Annotated in this window: 11 protein-coding genes, 1 tRNA gene and 1 pseudogene; 4 read left to right on the top strand and 9 right to left on the bottom strand. The window is 67.5% G+C overall.

Annotated features, from left to right (window positions below; genetic code table 11):
- The first annotated feature begins 51 nt into the window (after positions 1-51).
- A complete protein-coding gene (locus tag EPN51_RS05775; protein WP_293038947.1) occupies positions 52-1008 on the top strand; it encodes a 4-(cytidine 5'-diphospho)-2-C-methyl-D-erythritol kinase in 957 nt (318 codons plus the stop codon).
- A 337-nt stretch (positions 1009-1345) separates the two neighbouring features.
- Positions 1346-2980 (top strand): fatty acyl-AMP ligase, encoded by a 1635-nt coding sequence (locus EPN51_RS05770; RefSeq protein ID WP_293038501.1) that lies wholly within the window; start codon positions 1346-1348, stop codon positions 2978-2980.
- Between the two features lie 12 nt (positions 2981-2992).
- Here EPN51_RS05770 and pth read toward each other — a convergent pair whose 3' ends face one another.
- From pth to EPN51_RS05755, 3 genes are all read right to left on the bottom strand, one after another.
- Positions 2993-3568: an aminoacyl-tRNA hydrolase gene (pth, locus tag EPN51_RS05765; RefSeq protein WP_293038498.1), complete on the bottom strand. Its 576-nt coding sequence runs from the start codon at positions 3566-3568 to the stop codon at positions 2993-2995.
- Between the two features lie 12 nt (positions 3569-3580).
- Positions 3581-4246, bottom strand: coding sequence for a 50S ribosomal protein L25/general stress protein Ctc (locus EPN51_RS05760; RefSeq protein WP_293038495.1), 666 nt, complete (start codon positions 4244-4246; stop codon positions 3581-3583).
- Positions 4247-4620: 374 nt separating this feature from the next.
- Positions 4621-5490, bottom strand: coding sequence for an oxidoreductase (locus EPN51_RS05755; RefSeq protein ID WP_293038492.1), 870 nt, complete (start codon positions 5488-5490; stop codon positions 4621-4623).
- A 180-nt stretch (positions 5491-5670) separates the two neighbouring features.
- Here EPN51_RS05755 and EPN51_RS05750 point away from each other — a divergent pair.
- A pseudogene (locus tag EPN51_RS05750) lies at positions 5671-8976 on the top strand (LuxR C-terminal-related transcriptional regulator).
- 35 nt (positions 8977-9011) lie between these two features.
- Here EPN51_RS05750 and EPN51_RS05745 read toward each other — a convergent pair.
- From EPN51_RS05745 to EPN51_RS05725, 5 genes are all read right to left on the bottom strand, one after another.
- Complete coding sequence (locus EPN51_RS05745) at positions 9012-9668, bottom strand: LpqN/LpqT family lipoprotein (RefSeq protein WP_293038489.1); 657 nt, start codon at positions 9666-9668, stop codon at positions 9012-9014.
- Positions 9665-10012, bottom strand: coding sequence for an arsenate reductase (glutaredoxin) (arsC, locus tag EPN51_RS05740; RefSeq protein WP_293038486.1), 348 nt, complete (start codon positions 10010-10012; stop codon positions 9665-9667). Before arsC ends, EPN51_RS05745 begins: the two co-directional genes overlap by 4 nt.
- Positions 10013-10993, bottom strand: coding sequence for a ribose-phosphate diphosphokinase (locus EPN51_RS05735; protein ID WP_293038483.1), 981 nt, complete (start codon positions 10991-10993; stop codon positions 10013-10015).
- Positions 10994-11084: 91 nt separating this feature from the next.
- Entirely contained in the window at positions 11085-12578 is a 1494-nt protein-coding gene (gene glmU, locus EPN51_RS05730) for a bifunctional UDP-N-acetylglucosamine diphosphorylase/glucosamine-1-phosphate N-acetyltransferase GlmU (protein WP_293038480.1), read from the bottom strand.
- A 117-nt stretch (positions 12579-12695) separates the two neighbouring features.
- Positions 12696-12767, bottom strand: a tRNA-Gln gene (locus tag EPN51_RS05725).
- A gap of 184 nt (positions 12768-12951) precedes the next feature.
- Here EPN51_RS05725 and EPN51_RS05720 point away from each other — a divergent pair.
- Positions 12952-13545 carry a TetR/AcrR family transcriptional regulator gene (locus EPN51_RS05720; protein ID WP_008254212.1) on the top strand — a complete coding sequence of 198 codons (594 nt, stop codon included), beginning with the start codon at positions 12952-12954 and terminating at the stop codon, positions 13543-13545.
- Positions 13546-13637: 92 nt separating this feature from the next.
- On the opposite strand, the gene lysA is transcribed toward EPN51_RS05720, so the two are convergent.
- Positions 13638-14978, bottom strand: a complete 1341-nt coding sequence (gene lysA, locus EPN51_RS05715; RefSeq protein ID WP_293038477.1) for a diaminopimelate decarboxylase — start codon at positions 14976-14978, stop codon at positions 13638-13640.
- Positions 14979-15001 lie beyond the last annotated feature (23 nt).

Below are 15001 nucleotides of genomic sequence, written 5' to 3'. Positions count from 1 at the left end.
GGGCGCCGTTACGTGTGGTTGGCCCGCAGCAGCGATAGTCTGCTGCGGTGGCTGAGAATGTCTGACGGCAATACCGCCGCGCAGTGGGTGCCCACCGGGTCGGTCACCGTTCGGGTGCCCGGAAAAGTCAACCTCTACCTGGCGGTCGGTGACCGCCGCGAGGACGGCTATCACGAGCTGACGACGATATTCCATGCCGTCTCGCTGCTCGACGAGCTGACGGTCCGCAATGCCGACGTGCTCTCGCTCGAGATCGTCGGCGAGGGCGCCCACAAACTGCCCACCGATGAACGCAACCTCGCCTGGCAGGCCGCCGAGCTGATGGCGGAACATGTGGGCCGGGCGCCGGATGTGTCGATCATGATCGACAAATCGATACCGGTGGCCGGCGGCATGGCCGGTGGCAGTGCCGATGCGGCGGCGGTGCTGGTCGCGATGAACTCGCTGTGGGAACTCAACGTGCCCCGCCGCGACCTGCGCATGCTTGCCGCGCGGCTGGGCAGCGACGTGCCGTTCGCGCTGCATGGCGGCACCGCGTTGGGCACCGGGCGCGGCGAGGAGTTGGCGACGGTGTTGTCGCGCAACACCTTCCACTGGGTGTTGGCGTTCGCCGACAGCGAGCTGCTGACGCCGGCGGTCTTCGCCGAGCTGGACCGGCTCCGGGAGGCAGGCGACCCGCCGCGGCTGCCCGCACCCGGGCCGGTGCTGGCCGCCCTGGCCGCCGGCGATGCCGAGCAGCTGGCGCCGCTGTTGGGCAACGAGATGCAGGCGGCCGCGGTGAGCCTGAACCCCGGCCTGCGGCGCACGTTGCGCGCCGGCGTGGACGCCGGCGCCCTGGCGGGCATCGTGTCCGGTTCGGGCCCGACGTGTGCCTTCCTGTGCGCGTCGGCGGCCGCGGCGGTCGACGTGGGCACCGAGGTGTCCGGGGCGGGGGTGTGTCGCACGGTCCGGGTCGCCAGTGGGCCGGTGGTCGGTGCGCGCGTGGTCCCGGCGCCCACCGAGGTGTGAGGATTACCCCAATTCGCGCATGGGTTTGGCGCTTCCCTAAGAGGAGTTTAAGATAATCCGCGGTGACGGGAAGCGTTGAGCAAGATCACTTAATTCCATCGTCCGCCGGGCGTTCCGGCGGACGATTAATGCATCCGGCCCGACAACGATTGTCGGGCCCGTTTCGCGCTTGTCGAGCGACCGAACGCCGCCGTTTTGCGGCGGGCGGGCACGCATCACCGATCCGAGACCTAACCGCCGCCCAACCGTGTTTGCGTGCCTGCGGCGAAGCATTACCCCGCGGGCGGAATATGAGATCCCGGGCGTTGGGACGAGCGCTGCAACCGAGGAGGCTTTTGTGAGCAGGTTTACCGAGAAGATGTACCGCAATGCCCGGTGCGCGACGACGGGCATGGTCACCGGTGAACCCCACGAGCCCGTTCGTCACACCTGGGGCGAGGTCCACGAGCGCGCCCGGCGTATCGCGGGTGGCCTGGCCGCCGCGGGCATCGGGCCCGACGACGCGGTCGGTGTGCTCGCCGGTTTCCCGGTGGAGATCGCGCCGACGGCGCAGGGCCTGTGGATGCGCGGGGCCAGCCTGACCATGCTGCACCAGCCGACACCGCGCACGGACCTGGCCGTGTGGGCCGAGGACACCATGAACGTCATCGGCATGATCGAGGCGAAGGCCGTCGTCGTCTCCGAGCCGTTCCTGGTGGCCGTCCCGGTGCTCGAGGAAAAGGGCATCAAGGTCGTCACCGTCACCGACCTGCTCGCGGCGGAACCGATCGACCCGGTCGAGGTCGGCGAGGACGCGCTGGCGTTGATGCAGCTGACGTCCGGTTCGACCGGGTCCCCCAAAGCGGTGCAGATCACCCACCGCAACATCTACTCCAACGCCGAGGCGATGTTCATCGGCGCCCAGTACGACGTCGACAAGGACGTCATGGTGAGCTGGCTGCCCTGCTTCCATGACATGGGCATGGTCGGCTTCCTCACCATCCCGATGTTCTTCGGTGCCGAGCTGGTCAAGGTCACCCCGATGGACTTCCTGCGCGACACCCTGCTGTGGGCCAAGCTCATCGACAAGTACAAGGGCACCATGACGGCGGCACCCAACTTCGCCTATGCGCTGCTGGCCAAGCGGCTGCGCCGGCAGGCCAAGGCCGGCGATTTCGACCTGTCGACGCTGCGCTTCGCGCTGTCCGGCGCCGAGCCCGTCGAACCCGCCGACGTCGAGGACCTGCTCGACGCCGGCAAGCCGTTCGGCCTGAAGACCTCGGCGATCCTGCCGGCCTACGGCATGGCCGAAACCACGCTGGCCGTGTCGTTCTCCGAGTGCAACGCCGGTCTGGTCGTCGACGAGGTCGACGCCGACCTGCTGGCCGCCCTGCGCCGCGCGGTACCGGCCACCAAGGGCAACACCCGCAGGCTGGCCACGCTGGGTCCGCTGCTGACCGACCTCGAGGCGCGCATCATCGACGAGAACGGCGACGTGATGCCACCCCGCGGTGTCGGAGTCATCGAGCTGCGCGGCGAGTCGCTGACGCCCGGCTACCTGACCATGGGCGGTTTCATCTCGGCGCAGGACGAGCACGGCTGGTACGACACCGGTGACCTCGGCTACCTGACCGACGAGGGCCACGTGGTGGTGTGCGGTCGCGTCAAGGACGTCATCATCATGGCGGGCCGCAACATCTATCCGACCGACATCGAGCGCGCCGCCTGCCGCGTCGAGGGGGTGCGACCCGGCTGCGCCGTGGCGGTGCGCCTGGACGCCGGCCACTCTCGTGAGACGTTCGCCGTCGCCGTGGAGTCCAACGCCTTCCAAGACCAGACCGAGGTGCGTCGCATCGAGCACCAGGTCGCCCGCGAGGTGGTGGCCGAGGTCGACGTGCGGCCGCGCAACGTGGTGGTGCTCGGTCCGGGGACCATCCCGAAGACGCCGTCGGGCAAGTTGCGGCGCTCCAACTCGGTCACCCTGGTCACCTAGGGGTTGCCGCGCCTACCAGGCGTGGACGCGGTTCTGCGCGGGTTCGGGCCCCAGTTCGATCAGCAACTCGGTGGCGTCCGCGGCCTGCTCGCAGACGGTGGGGACTTCGGCGCGCTCGACGGCGCTGAAGTTCTCCAGCACGAACGCCGCCGGGTCCTTGCGTCCCGGTGGACGGCCGATCCCGATACGGACCCGCTGAAAGTCCTTGCTGCCCAATGCATTAGCCAGCGAACGCAGTCCGTTGTGCCCGCCTTCGCCGCCGCCGACCTTGAGCCGGATGCGGCCGAACTCCAAGTCGAGATCGTCATGGATGACGATGATGTCGCCCGGCGTCACCGAGTAGAACTTCGCCAACGGGCCGAGTTGGCGGCCGGATTCGTTCATGTAGCAGCGCGGCTTGGCCACGACCACCGAGTGCCCGACGAGGCGGCCGCTGACGATCTCGGCGCCGGAACGCTTGTGCGCCTTGAACTTCGAACCCATCCGCGCCGCGAGCAGGTCGGCGACCATGAACCCGACATTGTGTCGGGTGCGGGCATAGTTGTCTCCGGGATTGCCCAGGCCGACGACCAGCAACGGCTCGGCCATGTTGCGATCCGCCTACTCGGACTCGGTCTCGGCGGCCTCTTCTTCGCCGGCCGCTCCCGCTTCGGCCTCGGGCGCCGCGGCCTCCCCGGTGACCTCGCCCGCGCCCTCTTCGGCGAGCTCCTCGGCCGTCGGCGCGTTAACCACGTTCACCACAAGTATTTCCGGGTCGGAGATCAGGTTGACACCCTTGGGCAGGGTGACCTGTCCGGCGGTGAACTGGGTGCCGGGCTCGGTGCCCTCGACCGACACAGTCAACTGCTCGGGGATCGACATGGCGTCGGCCTCGACCTCGATGGTGCTGGTTTCCTGGGTCACCAGGGTGCCGGGCGTGGCGTCGCCCTCGATGACGACTCGGACCTCGACGACGACCTTTTCGCCGCGACGCACGACCAGCAGGTCGGCGTGCTGAATGGTGCGGCGAATGGGGTGGATGTCGAGCGCCTTGGTCAGCGCCAGCTGCTCCTTGCCCTCGATGTCGAGGGTGAGCACCGCGTTGGTGCCCGCGTGCCGCAGCACCGCCGCGAAATCATGGCCGGGCAGTTCGAGGTGCTGAGGATCGGCGCCGTGGCCGTAGAGGACGGCCGGGATCTTGCCGTCGCGGCGTGCCCGCCGGGACGCACCCTTGCCGGTCTCGGCTCGCACCGTGACCTTCAATTGGTTGAGTGTTTTCGCAGCCATCGTGTCGCTCCTGTGTGCTCTGTGGTTCGGGGCACGGCCAGGATCGCGACGGTTCGTCGGTCTCCGTCGATAACGGTGCTGGCCAGCCAGTCACCCTCGCCGTGACGCCCGGTCAGGTTAGCGCACGTGCACCTCAGAGGGGAAATTCGGTGCCCGGCGCGGGGATGGGCGTCACACCTGTCACTCGGCCAATGGCGTCACACCCGTCACTCGGCCAGGAGATGTTGCAAATGCCCGCCGTCGAGCGACAAGTGGGCGGCCGCGCGGCAGCGGCCCGGCTTGCGCTGGAGGCGATCGCCGTTGTCGCTCGAAGGTGGGCAAACCGCCCACCGCCCCGCCCAGGGACTGCTGTGACCAGCGCGGCCCATGTGACGTCAGAGGGGAAATTGCGTCTTCGTGAGCTGCTCGGACAGCGCCCACAGCGCCGCCGCGGTGGCGGCGTCTTTGGCCCGCGGGCTGCGCCCGACCGGCTGGGTCCGGCCGAGGTAGCCGAATCGGGGGCCAACGAAGGTGTCGCCGGGCAAATCCTGGGACGCCGCGTACAGGGTTTGCCGGGCGCCGAAATCGGCGTCGGTGGCGAACACGCTCGTCACGGCCGACATCAGCGCGTCACCCAGCTTGCGGCCCGAGGCGCCCTGCAGGTTGGTGTGCGAGTAGCCGGGATGGGCCGCGAGCGCGCGCAGCGGGGAACCGGCCGCGGCCAGGCGTCGCTGCAGCTCGCTGGTGAACAGCAGGTTGGCGAGCTTGGACTGGCTGTAGGCCAGCCACGGCGAATACCGCCGCGTCTGCCAGTTCAGGTCGTCGAAGCTGATGGTTCCCGGCCAGTGCGCCATCGACGACACCGTCACCACCCGGTCGGTGAGCTTGGGCAACAACAGATTGGTCAGCGCGAAGTGACCCAGGTGGTTGGTGCCGATCTGGCTCTCGAAGCCATCGGCGGTCAGGGCGAACGGGGCCGCCATGATGCCGGCGTTGTTGATCAGCACGTCGGCCCCGCCCACCCCGTCGGCGAACCGGCGCACCGACGACAGGTCGGCCAGGTCGAGCTCACGCACCTCGACCTGACCCGCCATCGTCCGCGCCGCGGTCTCACCCTTGCGGATGTCGCGCACGGCCATGACGATCGTGGCCCCCCGTCGCGCCAGCTCGCGGGCGGTCACCGCACCCAACCCGCTATTGGCGCCGGTGATGATGACGGTTCGTTCGGCGAATGACGGCAGCTCTGCGACGGTCCAGTTCGTCATGGCTGAACAGTACCGACGTCGAAGCCCAGCGGCAGGGTCGTGGGGCCGGTGATGGCTAAGACCATCCGCCGTGGCGCGTAGAGCTGCGCGGTGGGGGTCGTAGATCCACGCACCTCGCGAAGGCGATCTGCGCGCATTGGCCGATGTTTTGCCTAGCAGGCGCCCGCGAAGCTGACTAACATGAGCCAACATGCGGAAATTCCGTCGCTAACCTGGGACGATTTGGGCGTGGTCGAGTTGCTACCGACCGGAACTGTGACGTTGCTGCTGGCCGATGTCGAGGGTTCGACACGGCTGTGGGAAACGCGGCCCGAAGAGATGACGGCAGCGCTGGTCCAGCTGAACAAGACGGTGAACGAGGCGATCGCCTCGCACGAGGGGGTGCGTCCGCTCGAACAGGGCGAGGGCGACAGCTTTGTGGCCGCGTTCGCCCGGGCGTCCGACGCGGTGGCGTGTGCGCTGGAGTTGCAGCGGGCGCCGCTCGCCCCGATCCGGCTGCGCATCGGGATACACACCGGTGAGATCCAGCTGCGCGACGACGCCAACTACGCCGGCCCGACGATCAATCGCACCGCGCGCCTCCGCGATTTGGCGCATGGTGGGCAGACGGTGTTGTCCGGTGTGACCGAATCCTTGGTCGTCGACCGCCTGCCCGAGGACGTCTGGTTGGCCGATCTGGGCAGCTATCCGTTGCGGGACCTTCCGCGTCCGGAACGGGTCGCGCAGATGTGTCATCCGGACCTAAGCAACGAATTCCCACCGCTTCGTGTCCGCACCGCCGTTGCGTCGCAAAATCTTCCGGCCCAATTGACGAGTTTCGTTGGCCGCCACGCGCAAATGGATGAGTTGCGGAAAGTCATCACCGCCAATCGTTTGGTGACGTTGACCGGAGCCGGTGGCGCCGGAAAGACCCGGCTCAGTGTGGAAGTGGCCTCCGCGGTCAGTAGCGCCTTCTCCGATGGCACCTGGTATGTCGACCTCGCACCGATCACCATCCCGGAAGTGGCGCCGGTGACCGTGGCCCGCACGCTGGGACTGCCAGACCAACCGGGCCGCTCCACCATGGATCTGCTCGTACGCTTTTTCAGCGATAAGAAGGTATTGCTGCTGCTCGACAATTGTGAGCACCTGCTTGACGCGTGCGGTGCGATGGTCATCGAATTGCTGGCGGCCTCACCGCAATTGACGATCCTGGCCACCAGCCGCGAGCCGTTGGGCTTGCCCGGAGAGCTGAGCTGGCGGGTACCGTCGCTTTCCCTGACCGATGACGCGATCGAATTGTTCGCTGACCGCGCGCGCCGTGCGCGGCCGGATTTTGTTGTCGACGATGGCAATGCCGCGGTGGTAGCGGAGATCTGCCGGCGAGTCGACGGGATGCCGTTGGCGATCGAGCTTGCGGCGGCGCGGGTCCGGGCGCTGTCGCCGACTCAAATCGTGGACAGCCTGCACGACCGGTTCCGGTTGCTCACCGGGGGCGCCCGCACCGCGGTGCGTCGTCAGCAGACGTTGCGTGCGTCGGTGGATTGGTCCCACGCGCTGCTCACCGAACCGGAGCAGGTCTTGTTTCGGCGGCTGGCGGCGTTCGCTGGCGGCTTTGATCTCGACGCCGCCCAAGCCGTCGGCGCCGACAGCAACGTCGAAAGTTATCAAATTCTGGATCAACTGAGCCTGTTGGTCGACAAATCGCTGGTGGTCGCCGACGACACCGGCACCGGGATGCGCTATCGCTTGCTGGAGACGGTGCGCCAGTACGCGCAGGAAAAACTGGGTGAGTCCGGTGAGGCCGGCGAGGTTCGCACGCGCCACCGCGACTACTACACGACTGCGGCGATCGACTTGGACTCGCAGGGCCTGAGCGGCCTTGAGAGGCTGTTGGTTTGGGCGCAAGACGAAATCGACAACCTGCGAGCCGCCTTCATGTGGAGCTACGAGCATTCCAACCTCGAGACAGCACTGCGGCTGGTATCCACATTGCAACAGTTCTGGATAGCGTGCGGCCGTTTCCGCGAAGGACTGGCGGCGTTCGAAACGGTGTTGACCGACGACCGCTGCTCGGAAGTCGAATCGGCGGTGTGGATTCGCGCGGTCGCCGACCAGAGCACGCTGACGGGGTGGGCGGTCGTCCCCGCGAATGTGGGGCGTGCGCGGGACGCCCTCGCTGCTGCGCGGGAACTCGGGGACCCGGCCCTGCTTGCCCGAGTCCTGACCGGGTGCGCGACCGTCACCTTCTACGATCCCGAGACATCCGAGCGCTACCTCGGAGAGGCCACGGAAGTGGCACGCGCTAGCGACGATCGTTGGATTCTGTGCCAAATACTCAGTTATGCGGCGACCACGGAGTGCGTGGCGGGTGAACCGACGGGCGGGCGCGCCGCGGCCGAGGAAGGACGCGACGTCGCCGACGCATTGGGCTTCGGGTTTTTTTCGCGTCACTCCCGAGCGTGGCTCAGTATGGCGCTGATGATGCAGGGAAATCTTGCCCATGCCGCTCGGGTCGAAGGGCAACTGATCGAGGAAGCCGAAGCGGCCGGGGATAAACCGATGAAGGTCTTCGCCGACGTGGGCCGTGCTGTTGTGCTTGCCTATCACGGACAGGCTGATGCCGCTCAAGCGGCGGCGGACTCCGCACGAGAACTTGCCGAGGCGCTGGGCGGGCAGTGGGCAGACGTGGCGAGTGCGGTCTCGGCGCATGCTGCGCTGGCTGCCGGTGACGCCCCCCGAGCCAGGGACGCCGCAGAGGTGGCATGGCGGCACACTATTCCGCTGCGCGAAGTATTCATCAAAAGCATCAACCCAATCGCCGAGGCGGCGCTGGCCTGCGGTGATCTGGTGACTGCACGCAAATGGGCCGACGATTGTGTAGCGGTGGTACCGGGCTGGTACCAAGTGATCGCGCGCGTAGTTCGCGCCTTTGTCGCGATCGCTCAGGGTGAGCCGGATAAAGCCGAGCGCGATGCCCATGAAGCACTTGTGATTGCCGCCCGCACCAAGGGATATCTGCGGGCGGCTGACACGTTTGAATGCCTTGCCCGCCTGTCGGTCGACCACGGCAATTACCCGTATGCGGCACGCCTGTTGGGCGCAGCGGACCAAACCCGGCAGCGCATGGCGCATGCCCGTTATCCGATGTACCAAGCCCATTACGATGCCGCAGTCGCGCTGGTGCGAGAAGCTCTGGGCCAGCGGGACTTCGACGCCGCGTGGGCCGAAGGCGCCGCCCTGTCCACCGAGGAGGCGATCGCCTACGCGCAACGCGGTCGCGGCGAGCGCAAACGGCCCACGAGCGGCCGGGGGTCGCTGACCCCCATGGAGCAGGATGTGGTGCGCCTCGTCCGGGAAGGCTTGGGCAACAAGTAGATCGGCGCGCGGCTGTTCATCTCGCCCCGCACGGTGCAGACGCACCTCACCCACATCTACGCCAAGCTCGGTGTGACGTCGCGCACCCAGCTGTGCCGCGAGGCTGCAACTACCGACGCCGCTACTTGAGAAATACGTAGCCGGTTAGATTTTCGCGGCGCCGCTTACTTTGCGGCGACGACGAATCCGTGGATGATCGTCTCGATATCCGTCGACTCCGCGGCGGCCTGGTTGGCCAGGCTGGTGATGGTCAGCTGCACCAGATAGCGCGTTTTTGCCGGCGGCGGCCCGGTGGGTATGACGATGCGGTTCCAGCTGTGCAGCCGCATGCCGTCGAGGTCGTAGCTGCCCTGGATCATCGACGAGGGGAAGCCGTTGAACGGCGCACCCGAGGCGTCCAGCTGCTTGAAGTTCTCGAACAGGTGCGCATCGTCGTTGCCGTGTTTGATGACTTGGGCGGGGTCGAAATCTCCATTCAGCTGGAACACCACCAGCCTTGCCGTCGGGAATTTGCCGCCCTTGGAGATGATCAGCGTTTGCGGGGTGATGTTGGGGCTGGTGAACGGTGCCCAGCCCTGCGGCGTCGGGATCGAGACCTTCAGATCGGGCACGTCTCCCGGTGCCACCGGTTGTCCGGTGACTCCGATGCCTTGCAGATACTGCGACAGGGGGACCGGCTTTGACGTCGGGGTTGTCGTGGAGGTCGTCGGTGTATTCGACAAGATCGATTGATAGTCAGGGGGTTTCGGGGCGCACCCGGCAGCCGACACCGCCAGTGCAACTATCGCGGCGGTGGCCGCGCAGCTGCCGAACCGATTCACAGAATCTCGCGGACCGCGTCGATCGGACGGGCGAGCCGAGTGCCCTTCGGTGTGACGACAAAGGGTCGTTCGATGAGGATGGGGTGTTCGACCATGGCGTCGAGCAACTGCTCATCGGTCGCGTCGGCGAGATTGAGCTCGTCATACAGCGGCTCACGCTTGCGCGCCGCGGTGCGCACGTCGATGCCGGCGTCGCGGATCATCTTCACCAGTTCGCCGCGCGACGGCGGGGTTTTCAGATATTCGACGATTTTGGGTTCAAAGCCGCTGTCGCGCAACAAGTCCAGCGTCTTGCGGGATGTGCTGCACTTGGGGTTGTGGTAGATAACTCCCTCGTCGGCCATTTACGCGTCTCCGTCGAATAGTCCTGTGACCGAGCCGTTTTCGAATACGGCACGGATGGTGCTGGCCAGCAGCGGCGCGATGGACAGCACCGTCAGCTGCGGGAAACGCTTCTCCTCGCCGATCGGCAGGGTGTTCGTCACGATCACTTCCCGCGCTCCGCAGCCGGCCAGCCGCTCGGCGGCCGGATCCGAGAGCACACCGTGGGTCGCCGCGATCACCACGTCGGCCGCGCCGTCCTCGCGCAACAGATTCACCGCGCCGGCAATCGTGCCGCCGGTGTCGATCATGTCGTCGATCAGCACGCAGGTGCGGCCCTCGACTTCACCCACGACGCGGTTGGACACCACCTGGTTGGGCACCCGCGGGTCGCGCGTCTTGTGGATGAAGGCCAGCGGGACGCCGCCCAGCGCGTCGGCCCATTTCTCGGCGATGCGCACCCGGCCGGAGTCGGGGGAGACGACCACCATGTTGCCGTCGGGATAGTTGTCCCGGATGTACCCGGTCAGCAGGTTCTGCCCGCGCATGTGATCGACGGGTCCGTCGAAGAAGCCCTGGATCTGGTCGGTGTGCAGGTCGACGGTCACGATCCGGTCGGCGCCCGCGGTCTTGAGCAGGTCGGCGACCAGGCGCGCCGAGATCGGCTCGCGGCCGCGGTGCTTCTTGTCCTGCCGGGCGTAGGGGTAGAACGGCATGACCGCGGTGATCCGCTTGGCGCTGCCCCGCTTGAGCGCGTCGATCATGATCAGCTGTTCCATCAGCCAGTTGTTCACCGGCGCCGGGGCCGACTGCAGGACGAAGGCGTCACACCCGCGCACGGATTCGTGGAACCGCACGAAGATCTCGCCGTTGGCGAACTCGCGCGCGGTCTGCGCGGTGACGTGGACGTCGAGCTCCTTGGCCACCTGCTCGGCCAGCTCCGGATGCGCACGACCGGAGAAGAGCATCAAGTTTTTGCGGTTATCGGTCCAGTCGTGGCTCACCGTGCTGCCCTTGCCGTTCGGAACGAAATGGGAGTGCCCATCGTACGAAGCGAATCGTACGGAACTGTGGGCGGGTTGCCAGCTACCAACGTCACGGTGTCTGTTCGGCTTCTGCTACGGGGACCTGTCCGGCGGTCTTCTCGGCGGCTTCCGCCGCCTGCGCGGCGGCACTGCCGGGCCGCTTGCGGTGCACCCAGCCTTCAATATTGCGTTGTGGACCTGCGGATACCGCCAGCGTTCCCGGTGGGACGTCGTTGCGCACCACCGTGCCCGCGCCGGTGTAGGCGCCGTCGCCCACGGTCACCGGAGCCACAAACATGGTGTCCGACCCGGTGCGGACGTGGGAGCCGATGGTGGTGCGCCGTTTGGATTCGCCGTCGTAGTTGACGAACACGCTGGAGGCGCCGATGTTGCTGTGTTCGCCGATATCGGCGTCCCCGACGTAGGTCAGATGCGGCACTTTGGACCCGGTGCCGATCGTGGAGTTCTTGGTCTCGACGAACGCGCCCAGCTTGCCGTCGTCACCCAGCACGGTGCCGGGTCGCAGGTAGGTGAACGGGCCGACGGTGGCCCCGGCGCCGATGGACGACGAGGTGCCGTGGGTTCGCACCACCGAGGCGCCGTCGCCGACGCTGACGTCGGTCAGGGTGGTGCCCGGGCCGACGACGCAACGCCCGCCGAGCTGGGTGCGGCCCAGCAGCTGGGTTCCCGGGTGGATGACCGTGTCGCGGCCGATCGTGACGTCGACGTCGATCCAGGTGCTGGCGGGGTCGACGATGGTGACGCCCGCCATCTGGTGGGCGGCGACGATCCGGCGGTTGAGTTCGGCGCCCAGTTGCGCGAGCTGGACCCGGTTGTTGACGCCCGCCACCAGCGCGCTGTCGTCGATGTGGCGGGCACGAATGGCCAGGCCGTCGCTGCGCAGTATGGCGATGACGTCGGTCAGATACAGCTCCTGTTGGGCGTTGTCGGAGCTCAACCGGTTCAGCGCCGAGCGCAGCGCCGCGGTGTCGAAGGCGTAGACACCGGCGTTGACCTCCCGGATCTCGCGCTGCGATCCTGTGGCGTCGGCGTGCTCCACGATCGCGGTGACCTCGTTGTCCTGGGTGCGCAGGATGCGGCCGTAGCCGCTGGGGTCGCGCACGGTCGTGGTCAGCACCGTGGCCGCGGCCCCCTGACCCGGCCCCGCCGCGCCGTGGGTGGCGATCAGGTCGGCCAGGGTGTCGGCGTCCAGCAGCGGGGTGTCGCCCGAGGTGACGACGACGACCCCGGCGTAATCGTCGGGCAGCGCGGACAGGCCGCACAGGACGGCGTCGCCGGTGCCCCGGGGTTGTTCTTGCAGTGCCACGTCGATGCGGCGGCCCAGGGCGTCGGCCCAGTCGGCGACCAGGGGTGCGATGCGCTCGTGATCGTGGCCCAAGACGACGGCCAGGTGTTGCGGTGCCACCTTGGCGATCGCGTGCAGGAGATGGGACAGCATGCTGCGCCCACCGATGGTGTGCAGCACCTTCGGGGTGTCCGAGCGCATTCGGGTGCCGGGCCCGGCCGCCAGCACCAGGACCGCGGTATCACCTTGGATTGTCATCGAGCCTCCTCGGCCTCCTGGCGCGAGCTGGGGGCACCTCCCGATTGCGGGGGAGCGTGTACACGCCGTCAAGCGTGTCATTTTGTGCACTCTCGCGGCAAAGGCCCAGCGAACAAGCTCCGTCGCCAGGACTCGAACCTGAACTATCTGAACCAAAATCAGAGGTGCTGCCGATTACACCACGACGGATCGCTCACTCATGGCGAGTGGCCGCAAGTGCGGCACGCGCCAAGAAGACTTTAGTCGGATGGCGATGCGGGCCGCTTGTCGGCCGCGCAAGCGCCCACCGCCCGATACGCTGATTGACGTGGCCGTGCTGGACCCCCAAACGCAAAAGGAACCGGACAAAGAGGTGCGGGCGCCGCGCGCGAGAATGACCGGCACCGAGCGCCGGCAACAACTCATCGGCATCGCACGTTCGCTGTTCGCCGAACGCGGGTATGAAGGCACGTCGATCGAGGAGATCGCGCTGCGTGCCAACGTGTCCAAGCCGGTCGTCTACGAGCATTTCGGCGGCAAAGAGGGCCTCTACGCCGTGGTCGTCGACCGGGAGATGTCGGCGTTGCTCGACGGCATCACCTCGTCGCTGACCAACAACCGCTCCCGGGTGCGGGTCGAGCGGGTGGCTCTGGCCCTGCTCACCTACGTCGAAGAGCGCACCGACGGCTTCCGGATCATGATCCGCGACTCGCCGGCCGCGATCAGCTCGGGCACCTACTCCAGCCTGCTCAACGACGCCGTCAACCAGGTCAGCTCCATCCTGGCCGGTGACTTCTCCCGTCGCGGCCTGGATCCCGGGCTGGCGCCGCTGTACGCCCAGGCGCTGGTGGGCTCGGTGTCGATGACGGCGCAGTGGTGGCTCGATACTCGGGAGCCCAAGAAAGAAGTGGTGGCGGCGCACCTGGTCAACCTCATGTGGAATGGGCTGATCGGGCTGGAAGCCGACCCTCGCCTGCAGGACGAATAGCCCGGCCCTGGCTTCGCGAGCGTAACGTCAGGGCGATACTCGGCCCGATTTTTCGCCGTGACGTTACGCTCGGCGATCCAATCCGGCGGAGGCTACCCGCAGTCGCGGGCCAGCAGGTCGGCAACGGTCTCGCGGCGAACCAGTTCGCGGGCCCGGCCGTCCTTGACGGCCACCAGCGAGGGCCGGCCGACCATGTTGTAGTTGGACGCCATGCTGTGGTGGTAGGCGCCGGTGCAGGCCACGGCCAGCAGGTCGCCGGGGTGTAGATCCGCCGGCAGCTCGATATCGCGGGCGATCTCGTCGCCGGCCTCGCAGTGCCTGCCGGCCACCGTGACGCGCTGCTTGAGGCCCAGCGGGTGCCGGTTGGCCAGCGCGACGGCGTATCGCGCGCCGTACAACGACACCCGCGGGTTGTCGCTCATCCCGCCGTCGACGGCGACGAAGGTGCGACCAGCGAATTGCGTCTTGACCGAGCACACCCGGTACAGGGTCACGCCGGCGCGGCCGCTGATGGCCCGGCCCGGCTCCACCACGATCTGCGGGCGGGGGAACCGCTCGGCGGCGCAGGCCTCGTCGAGGGCGTTCTCGATGACCTCGCCCAGCGCGTCGAGATCCAGCTCCCGATCACCGGGGACGTACGGGATCGCATGCCCGCCACCGATATTCAGCTCGGTGAGGATGACGCCGTGCCGGGCCCGGATGTCGGCCATCGCGGCGATCACCCGGCGAATCGCCTCGCCGTACAGGGCGGGGTCACTGACCTGCGAGCCGATATGGCAGTGCAGGCCGACGAGGTCGAGGATGGGGTGCGCCAGCACGCGCTGCACGGCCTCGGCGGCGTGGCCGCCGGCGAGGGTGAAGCCGAACTTCTGATCGCTGACGCCCGTGGTGATGGCGCGATGTCCATGGATGTCGATGTCGGGGGTCACCCGGAGCAGCACCGGTTGGCGACGCCGTGCCAGCCCCGCGAGGTAGGCGATCTCCATGCCGGAATCCAGCACGATGCGGCCCACCCCGACGCGCACGGCTTCGCGCAGCTCCCCGGGTGATTTGGCGTTCCCGTGCATGACGATGCGCGCCGGGTCCACCCCACCGGCGAGGGCCGTCGCCAGCTCACCGGCCGAGCAGACGTCGATACCGAGGCCCTCTTCGCGGGCCCAGCGGGCCACGGCGGTGGTCAGCAGCGACTTTCCGGCGTAGACGACCTCGATACCGCGCAGCGCCCTGCGATAGCGGCGGGCGCGATGCCGAAAGTCGGTTTCGTCGATGACGTAAGCCGGGGTGTCGAACTCGTCGGCGATGTCGGCCAGCGGTATGCCGCCGACGCACAGCCTGCCCTCCTCGTCGGGGTGGGCGGTGATGGGCCAGATCGCGGGATCGAACCGCGGGGGCACCGCGTGACCGAGAGACGGCAGAATGTCCAGCAATGTCATGAATCCAACGTGCGCCCACCGGT

The organism is Mycobacterium sp., assembly GCF_004298145.1.
In the GTDB taxonomy this organism is placed as follows: domain Bacteria; phylum Actinomycetota; class Actinomycetes; order Mycobacteriales; family Mycobacteriaceae; genus Mycobacterium.
The sequence above is the reverse complement of the archived record's forward strand: the minus strand, read 5'-3'. Positions and strand labels throughout refer to the sequence as shown.